The organism is Pseudomonas sp. S37 (assembly GCF_016658545.1).
Lineage (GTDB): Bacteria > Pseudomonadota > Gammaproteobacteria > Pseudomonadales > Pseudomonadaceae > Aquipseudomonas.
Genome location: NZ_JACVZC010000029.1, coordinates 1 through 18,590 on the forward strand (window position 1 = coordinate 1; position 18,590 = coordinate 18,590).

Annotated in this window: 21 protein-coding genes; 7 read left to right on the forward strand and 14 right to left on the reverse strand. The window is 63.2% G+C overall.

The window, feature by feature from the left end:
- Nucleotides 1-113 precede the first annotated feature (113 nt).
- Nucleotides 114-965 (reverse strand): formyltetrahydrofolate deformylase, encoded by an 852-nt coding sequence (gene purU / locus IAE39_RS12100; RefSeq protein ID WP_110742665.1) that lies wholly within the window; start codon nucleotides 963-965, stop codon nucleotides 114-116.
- A gap of 283 nt (nucleotides 966-1,248) precedes the next feature.
- On the opposite strand from purU, the gene mvaT reads away from it, so the two are divergent.
- Nucleotides 1,249-1,626: a histone-like nucleoid-structuring protein MvaT gene (mvaT, locus tag IAE39_RS12105; protein ID WP_060497979.1), complete on the forward strand. Its 378-nt coding sequence runs from the start codon at nucleotides 1,249-1,251 to the stop codon at nucleotides 1,624-1,626.
- A 73-nt stretch (nucleotides 1,627-1,699) separates the two neighbouring features.
- Here mvaT and sbcB read toward each other — a convergent pair whose 3' ends face one another.
- From sbcB to IAE39_RS12120, 3 genes are all read right to left on the reverse strand, one after another.
- A complete protein-coding gene (gene sbcB, locus IAE39_RS12110; protein ID WP_201202606.1) occupies nucleotides 1,700-3,133 on the reverse strand; it encodes an exodeoxyribonuclease I in 1,434 nt (477 codons plus the stop codon).
- 57 nt (nucleotides 3,134-3,190) lie between these two features.
- Entirely contained in the window at nucleotides 3,191-3,550 is a 360-nt protein-coding gene (locus tag IAE39_RS12115; protein WP_201202616.1) for a PilZ domain-containing protein, read from the reverse strand.
- 123 nt (nucleotides 3,551-3,673) lie between these two features.
- Complete coding sequence (locus IAE39_RS12120) at nucleotides 3,674-4,060, reverse strand: tetratricopeptide repeat protein (protein WP_201202617.1); 387 nt, start codon at nucleotides 4,058-4,060, stop codon at nucleotides 3,674-3,676.
- Between the two features lie 179 nt (nucleotides 4,061-4,239).
- Here IAE39_RS12120 and pyk point away from each other — a divergent pair, with 179 nt between their 5' ends.
- On the forward strand, nucleotides 4,240-5,694 hold the full coding sequence (pyk, locus tag IAE39_RS12125) for a pyruvate kinase (RefSeq protein ID WP_110742660.1): 1,455 nt from the start codon (nucleotides 4,240-4,242) through the stop codon (nucleotides 5,692-5,694).
- Nucleotides 5,695-5,827: 133 nt separating this feature from the next.
- Here the strand turns inward: pyk and IAE39_RS12130 are convergent, their stop codons facing one another.
- Nucleotides 5,828-6,748, reverse strand: a complete 921-nt coding sequence (locus tag IAE39_RS12130) for an iron-sulfur-binding ferredoxin reductase (protein WP_201202618.1) — start codon at nucleotides 6,746-6,748, stop codon at nucleotides 5,828-5,830.
- Nucleotides 6,749-7,114: 366 nt separating this feature from the next.
- Between IAE39_RS12130 and IAE39_RS12135 the strand changes: the two genes are divergently transcribed.
- The gene (locus IAE39_RS12135) at nucleotides 7,115-8,638 is read left to right on the forward strand and encodes a fumarate hydratase (protein ID WP_201202619.1); all 1,524 of its coding nucleotides are present in this window, start codon (nucleotides 7,115-7,117) and stop codon (nucleotides 8,636-8,638) included.
- 122 nt (nucleotides 8,639-8,760) lie between these two features.
- Here IAE39_RS12135 and IAE39_RS12140 read toward each other — a convergent pair whose 3' ends face one another.
- Both IAE39_RS12140 and IAE39_RS12145 read right to left on the reverse strand, forming a co-directional pair.
- Nucleotides 8,761-9,633 (reverse strand): carbon-nitrogen hydrolase family protein, encoded by an 873-nt coding sequence (locus IAE39_RS12140; RefSeq protein WP_201202620.1) that lies wholly within the window; start codon nucleotides 9,631-9,633, stop codon nucleotides 8,761-8,763.
- Nucleotides 9,630-10,220: a GNAT family N-acetyltransferase gene (locus IAE39_RS12145; protein WP_201202621.1), complete on the reverse strand. Its 591-nt coding sequence runs from the start codon at nucleotides 10,218-10,220 to the stop codon at nucleotides 9,630-9,632. Before IAE39_RS12145 ends, IAE39_RS12140 begins: the two co-directional genes overlap by 4 nt.
- Nucleotides 10,221-10,335: 115 nt before the next feature.
- Here IAE39_RS12145 and IAE39_RS12150 point away from each other — a divergent pair, with 115 nt between their 5' ends.
- Nucleotides 10,336-10,734: a nuclear transport factor 2 family protein gene (locus IAE39_RS12150; RefSeq protein ID WP_201202622.1), complete on the forward strand. Its 399-nt coding sequence runs from the start codon at nucleotides 10,336-10,338 to the stop codon at nucleotides 10,732-10,734.
- Nucleotides 10,735-10,858: 124 nt separating this feature from the next.
- Here the strand turns inward: IAE39_RS12150 and IAE39_RS12155 are convergent, their stop codons facing one another.
- The 6 genes from IAE39_RS12155 to IAE39_RS12180 form a co-directional block, all read right to left on the reverse strand.
- A complete protein-coding gene (locus IAE39_RS12155; protein ID WP_201202623.1) occupies nucleotides 10,859-11,437 on the reverse strand; it encodes a DJ-1/PfpI family protein in 579 nt (192 codons plus the stop codon).
- A gap of 51 nt (nucleotides 11,438-11,488) precedes the next feature.
- Nucleotides 11,489-12,646, reverse strand: a complete 1,158-nt coding sequence (locus tag IAE39_RS12160) for a phospholipase D-like domain-containing protein (protein ID WP_201202625.1) — start codon at nucleotides 12,644-12,646, stop codon at nucleotides 11,489-11,491.
- A gap of 1 nt (nucleotide 12,647) precedes the next feature.
- Nucleotides 12,648-13,229, reverse strand: coding sequence for a YceI family protein (locus tag IAE39_RS12165; RefSeq protein WP_201202628.1), 582 nt, complete (start codon nucleotides 13,227-13,229; stop codon nucleotides 12,648-12,650).
- Between the two features lie 44 nt (nucleotides 13,230-13,273).
- On the reverse strand, nucleotides 13,274-13,570 hold the full coding sequence (locus IAE39_RS12170) for an amidase (RefSeq protein ID WP_201202630.1): 297 nt from the start codon (nucleotides 13,568-13,570) through the stop codon (nucleotides 13,274-13,276).
- Nucleotides 13,567-14,649 (reverse strand): serine hydrolase domain-containing protein, encoded by a 1,083-nt coding sequence (locus tag IAE39_RS12175; protein WP_201202632.1) that lies wholly within the window; start codon nucleotides 14,647-14,649, stop codon nucleotides 13,567-13,569. Before IAE39_RS12175 ends, IAE39_RS12170 begins: the two co-directional genes overlap by 4 nt.
- 168 nt (nucleotides 14,650-14,817) lie before the next feature.
- The gene (locus IAE39_RS12180) at nucleotides 14,818-15,705 is read right to left on the reverse strand and encodes an acyl-CoA dehydrogenase (RefSeq protein ID WP_201202634.1); all 888 of its coding nucleotides are present in this window, start codon (nucleotides 15,703-15,705) and stop codon (nucleotides 14,818-14,820) included.
- A gap of 160 nt (nucleotides 15,706-15,865) precedes the next feature.
- Here IAE39_RS12180 and olsB point away from each other — a divergent pair, with 160 nt between their 5' ends.
- Entirely contained in the window at nucleotides 15,866-16,621 is a 756-nt protein-coding gene (olsB, locus tag IAE39_RS12185) for an L-ornithine N(alpha)-acyltransferase (RefSeq protein WP_201202636.1), read from the forward strand.
- The gene (locus tag IAE39_RS12190; protein WP_201202637.1) at nucleotides 16,621-17,409 is read left to right on the forward strand and encodes a lysophospholipid acyltransferase family protein; all 789 of its coding nucleotides are present in this window, start codon (nucleotides 16,621-16,623) and stop codon (nucleotides 17,407-17,409) included. The genes olsB and IAE39_RS12190 overlap by 1 nt, the downstream gene beginning before the upstream one ends.
- A gap of 132 nt (nucleotides 17,410-17,541) precedes the next feature.
- Here the strand turns inward: IAE39_RS12190 and IAE39_RS12195 are convergent, their stop codons facing one another.
- Complete coding sequence (locus IAE39_RS12195; RefSeq protein ID WP_201202638.1) at nucleotides 17,542-18,126, reverse strand: acyl carrier protein phosphodiesterase; 585 nt, start codon at nucleotides 18,124-18,126, stop codon at nucleotides 17,542-17,544.
- 150 nt (nucleotides 18,127-18,276) lie between these two features.
- Here IAE39_RS12195 and IAE39_RS12200 point away from each other — a divergent pair, with 150 nt between their 5' ends.
- Nucleotides 18,277-18,579 carry an ArsR/SmtB family transcription factor gene (locus IAE39_RS12200; protein WP_201202639.1) on the forward strand — a complete coding sequence of 101 codons (303 nt, stop codon included), beginning with the start codon at nucleotides 18,277-18,279 and terminating at the stop codon, nucleotides 18,577-18,579.
- Nucleotides 18,580-18,590: the final 11 nt, after the last annotated feature.

Below are 18,590 nucleotides of genomic sequence, written 5' to 3' on the forward strand. Positions count from 1 at the left end.
ACGCAAGGCCGCTCCTACACAAAGCGCGGCGTACACCAGCCCCTTGTAGGAGCGGCCTTGCGTCGCGATGGGCTGCAGAGCAGCCCCAGAATCTCACAGCCAACCCGACTGTATCAGTCAAAAACCACCGTCTTGTTGCCATGTACAAGAACGCGGTCTTCCAGGTGATAACGCAGGCCACGGGCCAGCACCATCTTCTCCACGTCACGGCCAAAGCGAACCATGTCCTCGATGCTGTCGGCATGGCTGACACGCACCACGTCCTGCTCGATGATCGGGCCGGCGTCCAGCTCTTCGGTGACATAGTGGCAGGTTGCACCGATCAGTTTCACACCACGCAGGGAAGCCTGGTGGTAAGGCTTGGCACCGACAAACGACGGCAGGAAGCTGTGGTGAATGTTGATTACCTTCTCTGCATAATCCCGGCACAGTTGCGGCGGCAGGATCTGCATGTAGCGGGCCAGCACCACAACATCGGCCGCGTGCTCCTCGACCAGGCGCGACACTTCGGCAAACGCCGGGGCCTTGTCCTTGGGGTCGACCGGTACATGGAAGAACGGAATACCGTGCCACTCGACCATGCTGCGCAGGTCGTTGTGGTTGGAGATCACGCAAGGGATCTCGCAGTCCAGTTCGTCGGTGTGCCAGCGGTGCAGCAGGTCGGCCAGGCAGTGCGACTCACGGCTGGCCATCAATACCACGCGCTTTTTCTGCGCCGAGTCGGTTACGCGCCAGGTCATGGAAAACTCTTCGGCGATCGGCGCAAATGCCTCGCGGAAGGCTTCGATACCGAACGGCAGTGATTCAGCGCGGATTTCATGACGCATGAAGAACCAACCGCTCTGCTCATCGGAGTGGTGGCTGGCTTCGTTGATCCAGCCATTGTACAAGGCCAGGAAATTACTGACTTTCGCCACGATGCCTACACGGTCGGGGCAGGCGATCACCAGACGATAGGTGCGCATGAATGAGACTCCAGAACTTCGCAAAGGCGCTCATTCTAGCGGCACGCCAGGAAAAACGCAGTATTGATTGCAGCGAGCGCGGCCTGTGTAGCCAGCGCGCTGCACTGCGGGCAATGTCTGACAGACATGACGAACGTCGCGGCGCGTATGTAAATTTTTGTTCACCTGAGAAATATTGTCACAGCTTAATTAACAGTTAACTGGCCAATATTATGTTTACTTGCGAGTATCGGCTGTCTATTATTGCCCCACACATTTCCGAACACGCATTAAGGAACACTCCATGTCCCTGATCAACGAGTACCGCGCTACCGAAGAAGCCATCAAGGAACTTCAGGCCCGCCTGGCCAACCTGTCGCAGGATGACAAGCTGAAGAAAGAACTGGAGTTCGAAGGCAAACTGCGCACCCTGATGGGCGAGTACTCCAAGTCGCTGCGCGACGTAATTGCCCTGCTCGACCCAGAGTCGAAACTGAGCAAAGCACCACGTGGCGCGGTCAAGGCTGTTGCCACCAAGCGTGCGCGCAAGGTCAAGCAATACAAAAACCCGCACAACGGTGAAGTGATCGAAACCAAAGGCGGCAACCACAAGACCCTTAAAGAGTGGAAAGCCACTTGGGGCGGCGACGTGGTTGAAAGCTGGGCTACCCTGCTGGACTGATTGTCCGCCATCGCCTTTGCTTCTCGCAAAAGAAAACGCCGGCACATTGCCGGCGTTTTTGTTTGTCTGGCCTTCAGCCAATAGCAAACTGTTGCTGCAATTGCCGGGCATGCACTTGCCAGGCATCCAGTACTCGCCTGCCCGCCTCGTCGGCGCCCTCCCACGCTTGCTGACGCGCCTGTTCGAAGTCGCCCAGGGTATTCGGCGCGCCCCACTGCGGGTCGCTCAGGCGCTGCTGGCAGAAGCCATGCCAACGCTGCCGCTCTTCGTGGTTCAAGGTGTCAGGGAAGTTACGCGCCCGATAACGGAACAACAGTTCCGGCAACCGCGGATCATCGAACATCCAATGCCCGCTGCCCAACTGTGCGGGTTCCAGCGTACGAACTTGCTCGCACAAGCGGCGGTCGCGGTCACCGATAAAACCCTCATACAACTGCTGTTCCGGGTCGTCACTGGGGGCAAAGTCTTCCTTGCCGTAGATGTGCTCCAGCTTGTCTTGCCATTGCGCCTGTTGATTGGCCAACTGTTCGCCGCGCAATTGTAACAACGTCAAGTCGAGGCCCAATCGCTGTTGATCGACCGGGCGCAACACCGACAGCGGCGCCAGTACCGGACAACGATTGATCTGCACCAGTTTCAACGGTACCGGTAATTCACCTTCGGCCAACTCATCATGCCGGGTGTACAAACGCTGACGCAGAACTTCAGCACTTTCCCTTAGCAACGGTAGGGTTTCCTGATGCAAGTCGCACACAATCAGTGCATTGCGATTGCGCGGGTGCCAGGCCAGCGGCAATACCACACCCAGGTAATTACGCGCCGCCGAAAAGCGCCCGGATATATGTACCAGCGGCTGCAGCAGGCGAATCTGTTCCATCACTTTATGCTTGCTGCGCAACTGGAACAGCCAGTCATACAACTTGGGCTGTTTCTGCCGGATCAGGCGGGCCAGGGCGATGGTTGCCCGCACGTCGGAAAGCGCTTCGTGGGCATGCCCGTGGTCAATGCCATTGGCCTTGCTCAACAGCTCCAGGCGCAGGCTGGTGCGCCCGTCCTGCTGCGGCCACTCAATGCCATCAGGGCGCAAGGCATAGGCGGTACGCACGATGTCGATCAGGTCCCAACGGCTGTTGCCGCCCTGCCACTCACGGGCATAGGGGTCGAAAAAATTGCGGTACAGGCTGTAGCGGGTCACTTCGTCATCGAAGCGCAGCGTGTTGTAACCGGCGCCGCAGGTGCCCGGCTGCGCCAGTTGCGCGTGCACCCGGGTCATGAACTCGGCTTCGCACAGGCCCTGCTCGGCCAGCAACTGCGGGGTGATACCCGTCACCAGGCAGGCCGCCGGGTGCGGCAGGATGTCGTCCGAAGGCCGGCAATAAAGGCTGATGGGCTCGTCGATCTCGTTGAGGTCGAAGTCGGTGCGCAGGCCGGCCACCTGCAGCGGCCGGTCGCAGCGCGGGTTGATGCCGGTGGTTTCGTAGTCGTGCCAGAAAATGCTGGAGGTCACGGGGTCGTCCTGTATCGAGGTCGACCCGATTCTAGCGCGATTCTGCAACGCCAAGGCTCAGGCAGAGGCGTTAGCCGGCCGGAAGCTGAAATAGTCGCGCAGCGAGCGGACGAAATCATCGTACTCGCGCGGTGCCTGCAGCAGCATGAACCCCGAATCGTAATGCCCGGGGGTCTGGTCTTCGCTGCACCACAGGCAGCTGGCCGTAAGGTTGACGAACTGGTGGCCGCCGCCGACCAGCGGCATGCGCAATTGCAGCTCGTAGTCGGGCCCGACCAGCACGGGTAGCTGGCTGATGACCATCAAGCCGTCTTCGGAGGCATTGCCCAGCTGGCCGATCTCCTGACCGGTAAAGCGGTTGAATACCTTGAGCACACAAGGCAGCTGATGGCGTTCGATATGGCGCTTGTTGAACATGATCGCGAGTGTATTCCGTACCTGATGCCAGGAATACAAGGTACTGGCGGTTGTTGTAACAGCTGAGTTACAGATTAGCGCAGCGCGCGCTGCAAATCTCGTGAAATAAACCACACCTTGGTGTTAGCGCCAAGGTGCGGTCGTCACCGGGCTGGCCACAGCCGCTTCGCTGCCGCGCAAATGGCCCAGTTTTTCCAGCGTCTGCAGGCGTGCCTGGGCCCGATAGGCGTACTCGTTGCGCGGGTACTGCTGGATCAGGTACTGGTAGGTCTGCGCAGCATCCACATACAAGGCCTGGCGTTCCAGGCACTGGCCACGCAGCAGCGACACTTCGGGGTGGATGAACGGTCGTGCGCGGCTGGTGCGGTCGACCTGCGACAGTTCCAGCATGACCCGCGCACAATCGCCACGGTCGTAGGCACGGTAGGCATTGTTCAGGTGGTGGTCCATGGACCAGCGGGTGCAGCCGGTGGCGCTGACGGCCAGGGCTAAAACGATCAGGGCTCGCATGGGGATCTCCTTTGATGCCAGTGTATCGGCGTCTGCCTGCAAATCTTCACACCCTTTTGCAAGGATACCTTGCCCGTTCAAATGCCACCCTGCCTTGGTCGCAGGTAGTGCAACGGAACAATGACTACAGCGAGATTCAGGAGTAGCCTTTCGCTGCGCTTCACTATAGGAGTCTGTGCATGAGTATCCGCCGTACCAAAATCGTCGCCACCCTTGGCCCCGCCAGCAACTCGCCGGAAGTGATCGAACAGCTGATCCTCGCCGGCCTGGACGTGGCACGCCTGAACTTCTCCCACGGCACGCCGGACGAGCACAAGGCCCGCGCGCGCCTGATCCGTGACATCGCCGCCAAGAACGGCCGCCATGTTGCACTGCTGGGCGACCTGCAGGGTCCGAAGATCCGCATCGCCAAGTTCGCCAACAAGCGCATCGAATTGAAGATCGGTGACAAATTCACCTTCTCCACCGCCCACCCGCTGACCGAAGGCAACCAGGACATCGTCGGTATCGACTACCCCGACCTGGTCAAGGACTGCGGCGTCGGTGACGAGCTGCTGCTCGACGATGGCCGCGTGGTCATGCGCGTCGAAACCGCCACCGCCGATGCCCTGCACTGCGTGGTGATCATCGGTGGCCCGCTGTCGGACCACAAAGGCATCAACCGCAAAGGTGGCGGCCTGACCGCACCGGCCCTGACCGAAAAAGACAAGGCCGACATCAAGCTGGCTGCGGAAATGGACCTGGACTACCTGGCCGTGTCGTTCCCGCGTGACGCCAGCGACATGGAATACGCGCGCAAGCTGCGTGACGAGTCCGGCGGCAGCGCCTGGCTGGTGGCCAAGATCGAACGCGCCGAAGCAGTCGCCGACGACGAGACCCTGGACAAGCTGATCCTTGCCTCCGACGCCGTCATGGTTGCCCGTGGTGACCTGGGCGTGGAAATCGGCGACGCCGAGCTGATCGCCATCCAGAAGAAGATCATCCAGCACGCCCGCCGCAACAACAAGGCGGTGATCGTGGCGACCCAGATGATGGAGTCGATGATCCAGAACCCGATGCCGACCCGTGCCGAAGTGTCCGACGTGGCCAACGCCGTGCTCGACAACACCGACGCGGTAATGCTGTCGGCAGAGAGTGCTGCAGGTTCGTACCCGATCGAAGCCGTACAGGCCATGGCCCGTATCTGCTCGGGCGCCGAAAAGCACCCGACCAGCCAGAAGTCCAGCCACCGCCTGCACACCACCTTCGAGCGCTGCGACGAGAGCATCGCCCTGGCGGCCATGTACACCGCCAACCACTTCCCGGGCGTGAAGGCGATCATCGCCCTGACCGAAAGTGGCTACACCCCGCTGATCATGTCGCGCCTGCGTTCGCACGTGCCGATCTTCGCGCTGTCGCCGCACCGCGCCACCCAGGCCCGGGCCAACATGTTCCGTGGCGTCTACCCGATTGCCTTCGACCCGGCTTCGCTGCCGGCCGACAAGGTCAGCCAGGCAGCCGTCGACGAGCTGCTCAAGCGCGGCCTGGTGGAGCAAGGTGACTGGGTGATCCTGACCAAGGGTGACAGCTACCACACCATCGGTGGCACCAATGGCATGAAGATCCTGCATGTGGGTGATCCGCTGGTTGGTTGATCTGCTGCAGACGGGGGGCCGCGTTGCGGCCCATTCGCGGGGCAAGCCCGCTCCCACAAAGGGATAATGTACACCGTCCCTTGTGGGGGCGGCCTTGTGTCGCGAAAGGAGGGCAAAGCCCTCCCCTGCTCACTCAAACATGCTCAACGAACACATCAGCAAACACCTGCCCCCGCGGCACCCCGGCAATGAACAGCCGCCGGGCAAACCGCTCGACACTCCCCGGTGCCCCGCATAACAACGCAACCGTCTGCCGTGACGACGGCCGCAACCCGGCCAGCGCTTCATCCATCTGCTCCTCCAGCACCAACTCGACATTCACGCCTGGCAGCTTCCGTAGCGGCTCCGCCAGATAATGCCCGGCCTGCCCCCGCGCCACATGCAGCACCCGAATCTCCCCCCGATGCCCCTGCCGCAAGGCCTCGCGCAATATGCCCCACAATGGCGCCAGCCCGGTGCCCGCTGCCAGCAGCCACAGCGGCCGTTCCTGCCAGTCGGGGTCGTAGTGCAACGCACCACCTCTCAGCTCACCCAGGCGCATTTCATCGTCCACCTGCAGCCCACGTGCCTTGTCACAAAAAGCCCCAGGTCGGCGGCAATCGATGTGGAACTCAAGCTGATCATCCTCACCCGGTAAACTGGCCAGCGAATACGGCCGTGCGACGTCGCCAAGCCACAGCACCACATGCTGACCGGCCTGATAGCGCAACGCTCGCTCGGGTTTCAAGCGCAATCGCAACACATCGCCGAACCAGTCCAGCCCGCTGATCCTGGCCGGCACACCATCGCGTCGCGGGTCGAACAACGCAACCTGCAAGTCCTCGACCACCCGGCACTGGCAAGCCAAGCGCCAGCCTTGGGCATGCTTGTCCAGGGCCAGGGCCTCGGGCAGGGCATCCAGCGGTTGCCCGGCCAGGCAATGCACCAGGCAGGCATGGCAGCTGCCGGCGCGGCAACTGTAGGGCACGTTCAGCCCGACCTCGTTCAGGGCATCGAGCAGGTTGCTGCCGGTCGGCACCGCCCAGCGGCGCTCGCCCACGCAAAGTTCGGGCATGTTCAGGTATCTCTTCCCGCTTCAGGTTGTCGGGGGCGCTTCGCGCCCCAATCGCGACGCAAGGCCGCTCCTACAGTTGATCGCGTTCCAGTTGTAGGAGCGGCCTTGTGTCGCGATCGGGCTGCGCAGCAGCCCCCATCGATATTAAGGCCAAGCACAGGAGTCAGCAGCAAAAAGGATGCCTGGCCACCAACCGACCATGGTCCAGACCACTCGCAGGTGTTTCACGCGGTGAGGCACGCTATACTGCCGCGCCCTTTTGCGTCGGCCATGCTGCCGGCGCGCCTTTGCAAGGCGTTTCGACATGCTGGTCGGCACCGTCGAGCGTCTCTATGAATGTTCCCGTCTTTAAGAGGAGCGCGCTGCATGACCGTGATCAAGCAAGACGACCTGATTCAGAGCGTCGCCGACGCCCTGCAATTCATCTCGTACTACCACCCCGTCGATTTCATCCAGGCCATGCACGAGGCCTATCTGCGTGAAGAGTCGCCAGCTGCGCGCGATTCCATCGCCCAGATCCTGATCAACTCGCGCATGTGCGCCACCGGCCACCGCCCGATCTGCCAGGACACCGGTATCGTCACCGTGTTCGTGCGCGTGGGCATGGACGTGCGCTGGGACGGCGCCACCCTGAGCGTCGACGACATGATCAACGAAGGTGTGCGTCGCGCCTACAACCTGCCTGAGAACGTCCTGCGCGCCTCGATCCTGGCCGACCCGGCCGGTGCCCGCAAGAACACCAAGGACAATACCCCGGCAGTGATCCACTACTCCATCGTCCCCGGCGACAAGGTCGAGGTCGATGTCGCAGCCAAGGGCGGCGGCTCGGAGAACAAGTCGAAGATGGCCATGCTCAACCCGTCCGACTCGATCGTCGACTGGGTGCTGAAGACCGTGCCGACCATGGGCGCTGGCTGGTGCCCGCCTGGCATGCTCGGCATCGGCATCGGCGGTACCGCCGAAAAAGCCGCGGTAATGGCCAAGGAAGTGTTGATGGAGTCCATCGACATCCATGAGCTGAAAGCCCGTGGCCCGCAGAACCGTCTGGAAGAAATCCGCCTGGAGCTGTTCGAGAAGGTCAACCAGCTGGGCATCGGCGCCCAGGGCCTGGGTGGCCTGACCACCGTGCTCGACGTCAAGATCATGGACTACCCGACCCACGCCGCCTCGCTGCCGGTGTGCATGATCCCCAACTGCGCCGCCACCCGCCACGCCCACTTCGTGCTCGATGGCTCCGGCCCGGCCGAGCTGGAAGCGCCGTCGCTGGACGCCTACCCGGAAATCGTCTGGGAAGCAGGGCCAAGCGCCCGTCGCGTCAACCTTGACGACATCACCCCGGAAGAAGTCGCCAGCTGGAAGCCGGGCGAAACCATCCTGCTCAACGGCAAGATGCTGACCGGCCGCGATGCTGCGCACAAGCGCATGGTCGAAATGCTCAACCGTGGCGAACAGCTGCCGGTAGACCTGAAAGGCCGCTTCATCTACTACGTTGGCCCGGTCGACCCGGTTGGTGACGAAGTGGTAGGCCCGGCTGGCCCGACCACCGCTACCCGCATGGACAAGTTCACCCGCCAGATTCTTGAGCAGACCGGCTTGCTGGGCATGATCGGCAAGTCCGAGCGTGGCCCGACCGCCATCGAAGCGATCAAGGACAACAAGGCCGTGTACCTGATGGCCGTGGGCGGCGCTGCCTACCTGGTAGCCCAGGCTATCCGCAAGTCGAAGGTTCTGGCCTTCGCCGAGCTGGGCATGGAGGCGATCTACGAGTTCGAGGTCAAGGACATGCCGGTAACGGTTGCCGTAGACAGCAACGGTGAGTCGGTGCACATCACTGGCCCTGCCCTGTGGCAGAGCAAGATTGCCGAGAGCCTGGCAGTTGAAGTGAAGTAAGCCTGATATAACAGCGGCGCCTGCTTCGCGGGTGAACCCGCTCCCACAGGGACCCCACAGGTTTCTAAACCTGAGGTGATCCTGTGGGAGCGGGTTCACCCGCGAATAGGCCCTCCCTGTTTTCACAAAATCCGGTCAAACTGCTCCGGCCAATCCCTGCGGGTAAACACCTGCCCCTCCCGCCTCACCCGCCTCACTTCTTCAAGATCCACCTCGCACACCAGCCACTGGCTGCTCACCGGGCTCAACGCCTCGCTCAACGCCACCACCCCACCCCCCGGCATCCCGTGATCCGGCGGCACAAACAACCCTGCCCGCCCGATGTTCTCGTCCAACGCCGGCGACCACGGCGCCAACCCCGCCGTAGGGCTCTGCAACACCGCTATCTGGTTCTCCAGCGCCCGTGCCTGCGCACCGATGCGCACCCGGTGGTAACCCGCCTCGGTATCGGTGCAACTGGGTGCCAGGATCAGGTCGGCACCCGCTTCGGCCAAATGCCGGGCCAGCATCGGGAATTCGTTGTCATAGCAGATCAATATGCCCAAGCGCCCCAGCTCGGTATCGAACACCTTCAGCCCCTGGCCTGCCGCAATGTCCCACTGCTCGCGCTCGAAGCGGGTCATCATCAGTTTGTCCTGGTAGCCCAGCACACCCTTGGGGCCAAACAGCCAGGCCCGGTTGCGGTAGCGCCCGTCGCCGTCCAGCACCGGCACGCTACCCGGTTGCAGGTAGATCCCCCAGCGCCGGGCAAGGCTGGCGCACAAGGCCTTCCACGGCTCGATCAGCGGCTGTATACCGGCAATCGACGCTTCAAGGTCGCCCCGCTGTTCAGCACACAACTGGCCGCTGAGCACCAACCCGGCATACTCCGGCAGCAACAGCAACTGCGCCCCCGCCTCCACCGCTTCGGCGCACAGGCCTTGCAGGTGGTCGGCGTAGGCGTCCCAGGTTTCATGCAGCTCGATCGCGTACTGGCAGGCCGCGAGGCGGATCAAATCGGCAGCTCCTTGGTCCAGAACGACATGAGTTTCTCGGAGCTTTCCTGTTCGTCCAGGTCACGCCAGGCATAACTCGTGCGCAACGATGGATCATGCAGGAAACCACGATTGCGCCAGAAACCGTGCAACGGTTTGTAGTCAGCTGGCCGCCGTGGATGCACGCCTGGCCGCTCCACGGCGCAGAACGCGCAGTAATCGAACTCGGCCAGTTTGTGTGCGTAGGACTCGCGCTCGATAAAGAAGCGCACCCCCAGGCCTTGGCCACGGTATGCAGGGAGTACCAGCGATTCACCGAAGTAGTACACGCTGGCCGGGTCGCGGCCCTGGGCCAGGAATGGCTGCTGGAATTGCGGTGCAACGTCCACCAGCGGCAGGCCGGTGGACGCGCCGACCACCTTGCCGTCGTCCAGCGCCAGCACCACCAGGCTGCGCCCGGAACGGGTATAGCTGGCCAGGTAGTCGGCTTCGTACTCCGGGGTGCCGTCGTACAGGTAGGGAAACTCGCGAAACACCGTTAAGCGCAGGCGAGCGAGGTCATCGATGTATGGCGCGATAGCGGCGCCGTGCAACAGGCGTATTTCCATGCTTGGCGGTCGTTTTGTCGATGTGGATGACGCGCTCGGCTAAGCCGGGCTTGAGGGGAAACCCTATCATCCGGGGCAACGACCCGCCTTTTCCCTACACGACAGGTATTGTTCCATGACCGCTACCGAACTGGTAAATGCTTACTACGCCGCCTTCAACGCGGGTGACATGCCGGGCTTTCTGGCACTGCTGAGCGAGGACGTGATCCACGACATCAACCAGGGTGAGCGGCAGATGGGCAAGGCCAGGTTTGCGGCGTTCATGGACAAGATGAACCGCTGCTACCGCGAGCGCCTGGCCGATATCGTGGTAATGCAGAACGCCGAAGGCAGCCGCGCAGCGGCGGAGTTCACCGTGCATGGCGAGTACCTGGCCGATGATGAGGGGTTGCCGGCGGCCAACGGGCAGACTTACGTGTTGCCGGCGGGGGCGTTTTTCTACATTCACTGCGGCAAGATTGCCCGGGTGACCAACTACTACAACCTCAATGACTGGGTTGAGCAGGTAGGTTAAGCCTGGCAGGGGTGTATTGCCTGTACTGGCCTCTTCGCGGGTAAACCCGCTCCCACAGGTACTCCACAGGTCTTGAAACCTTCGCTAAACCTGTGGGAGCGGGTTTACCCGCGAAAGGGCCCGGTCAGGCGATGCGGGTACCCAGCACCTTGAGGAAGGCCGCCAGCCACGCCGGGTGCGCTGGCCAGGCCGGGGCGGTCACCAGGTTGCCATCCACATGCGCCTGGTCCACGGCAATGTCGATGAACGTGCCACCGGCCAGCCGCACCTCCGGCGCACACGCCGGGTACGCGCTGCATTCCCGCCCTTCCAGCACCCCGGCCGCCGCCAGCAACTGCGCGCCATGACACACCGCCGCAATTGGCTTGCCGGCCTGGTCGAACGCGCGCACCAGCTCCAGCACCTTGTCATCCAGGCGCAGGTACTCCGGCGCGCGGCCACCGGGGATCAGCAGCGCGTCGTAGCTCTCGGGCCGTACCCGCACAAAATCGTAGTTCAGGGCAAAGTTGTGCCCAGGTTTTTCGCTGTAGGTCTGCTCACCCTCAAAGTCATGAATCGCGGTACGCACCGTCTGCCCCGCCAGCTTTTCCGGGCACACTGCGTGCACCGTGTGGCCGACCATGCTCAGCGCCTGGAACGGCACCATCGCTTCGTAATCCTCGACGTAATCACCGACCAACATGAGAATTTTCTTAGCCGTCATCGCATCCACCCCTTCCATTGCCCGTGAACAGTCATTGCACGATAGCCGCTATCAGTCACGGCGGTCGAGCACGTTCACCACCAGGCGGTCCAGCCAACCCCACACCCGTTGCTTGACCCGCCGCCACAGCGGCCGGGCATGCCAGTGGGCCAGGTCAACCTCCTCGCTCAGGGCAAAGTCGCGCTCGAAGCTGGCGACCACGGCAGCGGTCAACGGCGGGTCCAGCGCCTCGATGTTGGCCTCAAGGTTGAAGCGCAGGTTCCAGTGGTCGAAGTTGCACGAACCGACGCTGACCCAGTCATCCACCACGGCCATTTTCAGGTGCAGGAAACACGGCTGGTATTCGAAAATGCGCACCCCGGCGCGCAGCAGGCGCGGGTAGTAACGGTGCCCGGCGTAGCGCACCGAAGGGTGATCGGTGCGTGGCCCGGTCAGCAGCAGGCGCACGTCCAGGCCCTTGCTGGCGGCGCGGCGCAACGAGCGGCGCACGCTCCAGGTCGGCAAGAAGTACGGCGTGGCCAGCCATACCCGCTGCTTGCCGCTGTTCAGTGCGCGCACCAGCGCATGCAGGATGTCCTGGTGCTGACGGGCGTCGGCATAGGCTACCCGGCCCAGGCCCTGCCCCTGTGCAGGCACCTTGGGCAGGCGCGGCAAGCCGAAGCCTTCGGCGGGGCGCCAGGCGGTGCGGCGGTTGTTGGCGTGCCATTGGCGGTCGAACAGCAGTTGCCAGTCGGTCACCACCGGCCCCTCCATCTGCACCATGACTTCGTGCCAGTCACTGGTGGCCTCACCCGGCGTCCAGAACTCGTCGGTAACCCCGGTGCCGCCCACCGCGGCCCAGCGCTCGTCCACCAGCAGCAGCTTGCGATGGTCGCGGTACAGGTTGCGCAGGCCACGCTTCCAGCGCAGGCGGTTGTACCAGCGCAGGTACACACCCGCATCCAGCAGGCGCTGGCGCAACTTGCTGTTGAAGGCCAATGAGCCGTAGTCGTCGAACAGACAGCGAACCCGCACGCCGCGCCGTGCGGCCTGCTCCAGCGCTTCGACCACGGCTTCGGCACAGGCGCCAGCCTCGACCAGATACAGTTCCAGGTCGACCTGGAACTCGGCGCGCACGATCGCAGTGAGCATGCGCGGAAAGAACTCGGGGCCGTCGATCAGCAGTTCGAACTGGTTGCCATCCCGCCAGGGGAAGACCGGCCCCGCCATGTCAGCGGGCGGTAAAGATCAGCACCGCATTCACCGGTACCGATGGGTTGATGGACTTCAGCTTGGCGAACTTGCGCAGGCTTTCCAGCCCCGGCAGCAGGCCGAAATCCTCGGCACGCAGCACCAGGGGCTCAAGGGTTACCACCTGGAAGCGTCGCGCATCAAGGCGCGTGGCCAGCAACAGCGCGTTATAGCTGTGCGACTGGCCATGCAGGGTGACCGTCAGTGGCAGGCGCAGCTCGATCTGTGCCCCGTCGGCCAGGTCGTTGATCGGCCGCAGGTCGATCTGCGCCTTCACGCTGGCTTCGGCGAACCGCTCGACCTCGAACAGGTGGTCGCGCATCTGCTCGTCGCGCAGCGGAATGCCGCTGCTCACCGAGTCCATCTCGATGCGCAAGCCCGCCATGCCCTTGCGGTCGACCGAGCCATGCAACACCAGAAAACGATGCACTTCGGCGGTATCACCGTTCTTGCCGGTAATGAACGACAGCCGTGAAGACTCGCCATCGAGGTGCCAGTTGGCATGGGCGGGCAGGCACAAAGCCAGCAACAGGGCGGGGAGCAGACGGGGCAGCTTGAACATGACAGATCTCGTGAAACCAGGCCGCCAACCTTACCCGCCCGCCTTCACGGCAGCAAGCGGCAGCCCGCGCGCGGGCCTTGCCAGGCGGCCTGGTTGCGCTGGCCCAGGCCTTCTGCGGTAACCAGACGCTGCGGGGTGTTTTCCACCAACCGGCTCAACGGCAGCCATTGCTTCACATAGCCTCGGCAATACCCCTCGTCGAAGCCCATGACAAAGCGGCACGAGCAGTACTCCTTGGCCGAGTAGGCCGAGAGGATGCCGGGGAAGTCTGCCAGCGCCTGACGCTCCAGCCATGCCCAGCCGAGCAGGCCGACCAGCACCAGCAACAGGACACGCTTCATGAACCCTCCTTGGCCAACGCCGCCAGCACCCGCTTCAGCAGTTCGTCATGACGATAGCTGCCGTCACGGTCATCGCCGTAGCGCACGATCACCAGCTTTTGCGCGGGCAACACATAGAGCGCCTGGCCCCAATGGCCCAGGGCAGCGAAGGTGTCTGCAGGTGCATTCGGCCAAGGCCGTTCGGCGCCGGCCAGCGGCTGGTTGAGCCACCAGTGGCCGCCGGGGTTGGCCTCGCCGGGCAGCGACTCGGCCTGGGTAAATGCCGTACGGTTGAAGGCCACCCAGGCCTGGGGTAGCAGTTGCTGGCCCTGCCAGCGCCCGTCGCGCTGCATAAGCAGGCCGATACGTGCCAGGTCGCGGGCCGTGAGGTACAGGTACGAGGAGGCAACGTAAGTGCCCGCACGGTCCCGCTCCCACACCGCACGCTCGATACCCAAGGGGCTGAACAGTGCCTGCCAGGGGTAGTCGTCATATTGACCGGGGGCGAGCATGCCACGCAGTGCGGCGGCCAGCAGGTTGCTGTCGCCACTGGAGTAGAGAAAGCGCTGGCCGGGGCTGGCTGCCATGCCCCGCGCCGCCGTGTAGGCGGCCATGTCCGCGCGGCCACGGGTATACAGCATGGCCACCACCGAGGATTTCAGCGGGGCGTATTCGTAGTCTTCCTGCCAGTCCAGGCCGCTGGCCCAGTGCAGCAGGTCGGCCATGCGCACGCCAGGGTGGGCGCGCATCGGCGGGTACAAGCGACTGACCGGGTCTTGCAGCTGGAAGCGGCCTTGGCCTTGGGCCACGCCCAGCAGTGTGGCGAGTACGCTTTTGCTGATCGACCAGGTGAGGTGTGCAGTGGCCGCAGTGGTCGGGGCGGTATAGCGCTCGTGGAGGATACGGCCATCGCGGATTATCAGTAGGGCGTCGGTGCGGATGCCGTTGCGGTCGGCAGGGGTGGATGCGGGGAAGGCGTAGGCGTCGACGGCTTGCCAGTCGAAGGCGGCAGGGTCGTTGTGCCAGTCGGGATCAGGCCAGTCTTCAGCCTGGGCGGTTGTCATGGTCATGCAAAAAAGCAGCAGCAGACTTTTCAGCATTCTGGTTCTGGCTCGCGATTTTTGGGGCTGCTGCGCAGCCCTTTCGCGACACAAGGCCGCTCCCACAAGGACCGGCGCCGCTCTTGCTTTTGTAGGAGCGGCCTTGCGTCGCGAAAGGACCGCAACGCGGTCCCGGGATTCATCGAATCACACCACCCTACCCGCCATTCATGACAATCCCGCAGCAGCCCAAGCCTTGTTCAACCGTTTTTCCCGCGCCGCCATGGCCAGCGCCATCACCCCCTGATCGCGCTGCCACAGCTCGGCCCACTGCGCCGGCCCAGCCGCCAGTGCTGCATCGATTTCCCCGCGCAGCGCCTGGAACTGCGCAAACAACCCGCCCAGCAGCAAATGGCACCCCGTGCTATCGGCGCACTGCCGGCTAGCCTCGGCACACCCAGCCAGCAGCCCGAGCAACTGCAGGCGCAAACCTTGCGGCCAGGCACACGCCTGCCCCACCCCATACAGCCAGGCCGTCAACGCCGTGAGCACATACAAATCCTCCAGCGAGCGGAACGGCTTCACGTAGGCATCCCAGCCATCACCGGCCAACAACTCGCACGCCGCCTGCTCCAGCACCAACCGGCCGTGGCCCACTTCCGGCATCAGCGGCAAGGTCGGCAGTGGCTCCAGCGTAACCCCCGGCTCACCGGGGTAGACCACCGCCAGGTTCAACTGCGGCGCTGCGCCTGCCGCCTCGCTGCGCGCCGCCACCAGCAGCCACTCCGCCTCAAGCCCGGCGGTGACGAAATCCTTGCTACCGGTCAGCCGCAAACCGTCCAGCCGCGTGTGCATGTCAGCCGGCCGCACGCTGCGCCGTTCGGTTGCACACAGCGCGCCAAGGCTGGGCGGCGCACTGGGCCACAGCACGCGCAAGGCCGCCTGGTAACCGACCAGGAAGGCCAGGCCCGGGGTGGCCATTGCGCGCCCGCCCAATACCGCCAGTTCGAACGGCGCAACCGGGCCAAGGCGCTCGAGCAGCGCGGCGTAGGTTTCGCCCAGGGTGCCCGCCAGTGCTTGGCGAAGCGGGTCGTTGATGCGTTGCAACCAGGCCATGGCACAGCTCCTTGCCGGGGGCATTCAGTTAGGGCTCAGGGGGGTGTCACGCAAGCATCACCAAAGATTCACAGGGGTGACACCCCGTCTACCTAGGCTGACTTTGCACAACAAAGCCGACCGGCCGCAACCCTTCATGGCTGGCTTATGGAGACTCGTAATGACTCGGATCGCTCACTCTGGCGACAACAGCACTGAACGCCGTCTGCAAGCCGAACGCCTGGTTGGCGCCGCGGCGCTGCAAGAGGCCCAGGCCCTGCGCTACAACGTATTCAGCGCAGAATTCAAGGCCAAGCTCAAAGGTGCCGAGCACGGCCTGGACATGGACGACTACGACGTGCACTGCCGCCACATTGGTGTTCGCGACCTGAGCACCGGCAAGCTGGTTGCCACCACCCGCCTGCTCGACCACCAGGCTGCCAGCAGCCTGGGGCGCTTCTACAGCGAAGAAGAATTCAGCCTGCACGGTCTGTTGCAGCTGCAGGGCCCGATCCTGGAGCTGGGCCGCACCTGCGTAGCCCCCGACTACCGCAATGGCGGCACCATTGCCGTGCTCTGGGGCGAACTGGCCGAAGTGCTCAACGAAGGCCGCTACAGCTACCTGATGGGCTGTGCCAGCATCCCCATGCAAGACGGCGGCGTACAGGCCCATGCAGTGATGCAGCGCCTGCGCGAGCGCTACCTGTGCACCGAACACCTGCGCGCCGAACCGAAAAACCCGCTGCCGAACCTGCCGCTGCCCAATAACGTCATTGCCGAAATGCCACCGCTGCTCAAGGCCTACATGCGCCTGGGCGCGAAAATTTGCGGCGAACCGTGCTGGGACGAGGATTTCCAGGTGGCCGACGTGTTCATCTTGCTCAAGCGCGACGAACTGTGCCCACGCTACGCCCGTCACTTCAAGGCGGCGGTCTGATGCCGAAGCTGCGGGTACTGGCCCGCCTCTCCCGACTGCTTTTGGTATTGCTGCTGGGCATGCTGATGGCCAGCGTGATCGCCCTGGGCGAACGGCTGGGCTTCAAGGCACCGATCGAACGCCGCCAGCGCTGGACCTGCCTGTTCATGAAACGCCTGGTCGCGACCCTGCCCTTCGATGTGCGGGTAGTCGGCGAGCTGCCGCAGCGGCCGATGCTGTGGGTCAGCAACCATGTGTCCTGGACTGACATCCCGCTGCTCGGCATGCTGCTGCCACTGTCGTTCCTGTCCAAGGCCGAAGTGCGCCATTGGCCGGTGGCTGGCTGGCTGGCGGAAAAGGCCGGCACCCTGTTCATTCGCCGTGGTGGCGGTGACAGCCAGCGCCTGCGCGAGCAGATCGCCGGGCAACTGGGCCTGGCCCGGCCGCTACTGATCTTCCCCGAAGGCACCACCACCAGCGGTCGCACCTTGCGCACCTTCCATGGCCGCCTGCTGGCGGGTGCCATCGACCGGGGCGTGGCGGTGCAGCCAGTGGCTATCCAGTACTTGCGTGAAGGGCAGATCGACCCGGTTGCACCGTTTATCGGCGATGACGATCTGGTGTCGCACCTGATGCGCCTGTTTGCCCAGCCGCGGGGTGAGGTGTGCATTCACCTGTTGCCGCCGATAGGTAGCGTGGGCAAGGAGCGTGCAGTGCTGGCGGTGCAGGCACAGCAGGCGATTCACCTGGCGTTGTTCGGGGTTGAAGATATCGAGATGGCGCCACGGCGGCAGGCGCGGGCTGCCTGAGTTTTTTGCATTGCCTGTTATGGCCCTTTCGCGGGTAAACCCGCTCCCACAGGGATAATGTGATCCCGAAGCTTGCACGGTCCCTGTGGGAGCGGGTTTACCCGCGAAAGGGCCGGCACTGCCAACACAACACTAACTGCCAGACACCCGCCCCGCCGCCGCAAACGCCTGCAACTCGGGGTAAAACGCGCGAAAATCCGCCATCAGCGGCTCATACAACCGCTCCAGCTCATCCATCACCCCAACCATCCCCTCCGGCCGCGACAACCGCCGGCCAATGCCATTGAACACCTGCTCCAGCGTGGCAAAATCACCATACGCCCCCAGCCAGTCATCCGCCGCCATGAACGGTGCAATCCGCGCCAAACGCCCCGGCAACTCTGGCTCTGCCAGCAGCACCCGATAAAAATCCCCGGTGAACTGCGCCAGCGGCTGGTCAGCATAATCGTGCCAATGCCGCGCCAGGCAGTGATCAAAAAACACATCCAGCACGATGCCGGCAAAGCGCCGTCGCTCGCGTGGGAAACGCGCCAGCGCCGCCAGCACCAAAGGGTGCTGATCGGTGTAACTGTCGATGCGCCGGTGCAGCCGAATGGCCGCCTCCAGCGCAGGTGCAAAGCGCCCTTCCAGCGAGCCTTTGACAAAGTCGCCATACAGGCTGCCAAGCAATTGTTGCGGCGCCGGGCCGCCCAGGTGCAGGTGTGCGAGGTAGTTCATGAGCGCAGTCTAGCACCGCACCGGCCTATATCGTCATAACGCGATATAGCGATTCGTGCTCAGCTCAGAATATCTTCATATTTGTATATCGGGATTCAGCGATTTACATTTCGCCCTATCGCGATATACCGCTACAACGAGCCCCAACCCATGCCACTCGATCTCGACGAAATCATAAAAGCGCTGGCCCATCCGGTCAGGCGAGAAATCCTCAGCTGGCTGAAAGACCCGGCAACCCAATTCCCCAACCAGTACCACAGCACCGAAAACGGTGTGTGTGCCGGGCAGATCGACCAACGCTGCGGGTTGTCGCAGTCAACCGTCTCCGCCCACCTGGCCACCTTGCAGCGCGCCGGGCTGATCAGCAGCCAGAAGATTGGCCAATGGCATTTCTTCAAACGTGATGAAGCCACTATCCAGGCGTTCCTCGAACAACTGCGCCAAGCGCTTTGACCAGCAGGTAA

Coding starts and splice junctions, on each gene's coding strand:
- purU (WP_110742665.1), bottom strand. CDS start 965: ATGCGCACCTATCGTCTGGTGATCGCCTGCCCCGACCGTGTAGGCATC.
- mvaT (WP_060497979.1), top strand. CDS start 1,249: ATGTCCCTGATCAACGAGTACCGCGCTACCGAAGAAGCCATCAAGGAA.
- IAE39_RS12115 (WP_201202616.1), bottom strand. CDS start 3,550: ATGTTCAACAAGCGCCATATCGAACGCCATCAGCTGCCTTGTGTGCTC.
- IAE39_RS12120 (WP_201202617.1), bottom strand. CDS start 4,060: ATGCGAGCCCTGATCGTTTTAGCCCTGGCCGTCAGCGCCACCGGCTGC.
- pyk (WP_110742660.1), top strand. CDS start 4,240: ATGAGTATCCGCCGTACCAAAATCGTCGCCACCCTTGGCCCCGCCAGC.
- IAE39_RS12130 (WP_201202618.1), bottom strand. CDS start 6,748: ATGCCCGAACTTTGCGTGGGCGAGCGCCGCTGGGCGGTGCCGACCGGC.
- IAE39_RS12135 (WP_201202619.1), top strand. CDS start 7,115: ATGACCGTGATCAAGCAAGACGACCTGATTCAGAGCGTCGCCGACGCC.
- IAE39_RS12145 (WP_201202621.1), bottom strand. CDS start 10,220: ATGGAAATACGCCTGTTGCACGGCGCCGCTATCGCGCCATACATCGAT.
- IAE39_RS12150 (WP_201202622.1), top strand. CDS start 10,336: ATGACCGCTACCGAACTGGTAAATGCTTACTACGCCGCCTTCAACGCG.
- IAE39_RS12155 (WP_201202623.1), bottom strand. CDS start 11,437: ATGACGGCTAAGAAAATTCTCATGTTGGTCGGTGATTACGTCGAGGAT.
- IAE39_RS12160 (WP_201202625.1), bottom strand. CDS start 12,646: ATGGCGGGGCCGGTCTTCCCCTGGCGGGATGGCAACCAGTTCGAACTG.
- IAE39_RS12165 (WP_201202628.1), bottom strand. CDS start 13,229: ATGTTCAAGCTGCCCCGTCTGCTCCCCGCCCTGTTGCTGGCTTTGTGC.
- IAE39_RS12170 (WP_201202630.1), bottom strand. CDS start 13,570: ATGAAGCGTGTCCTGTTGCTGGTGCTGGTCGGCCTGCTCGGCTGGGCA.
- IAE39_RS12175 (WP_201202632.1), bottom strand. CDS start 14,649: ATGCTGAAAAGTCTGCTGCTGCTTTTTTGCATGACCATGACAACCGCC.
- IAE39_RS12180 (WP_201202634.1), bottom strand. CDS start 15,705: ATGGCCTGGTTGCAACGCATCAACGACCCGCTTCGCCAAGCACTGGCG.
- olsB (WP_201202636.1), top strand. CDS start 15,866: ATGACTCGGATCGCTCACTCTGGCGACAACAGCACTGAACGCCGTCTG.
- IAE39_RS12190 (WP_201202637.1), top strand. CDS start 16,621: ATGCCGAAGCTGCGGGTACTGGCCCGCCTCTCCCGACTGCTTTTGGTA.
- IAE39_RS12195 (WP_201202638.1), bottom strand. CDS start 18,126: ATGAACTACCTCGCACACCTGCACCTGGGCGGCCCGGCGCCGCAACAA.
- IAE39_RS12200 (WP_201202639.1), top strand. CDS start 18,277: ATGCCACTCGATCTCGACGAAATCATAAAAGCGCTGGCCCATCCGGTC.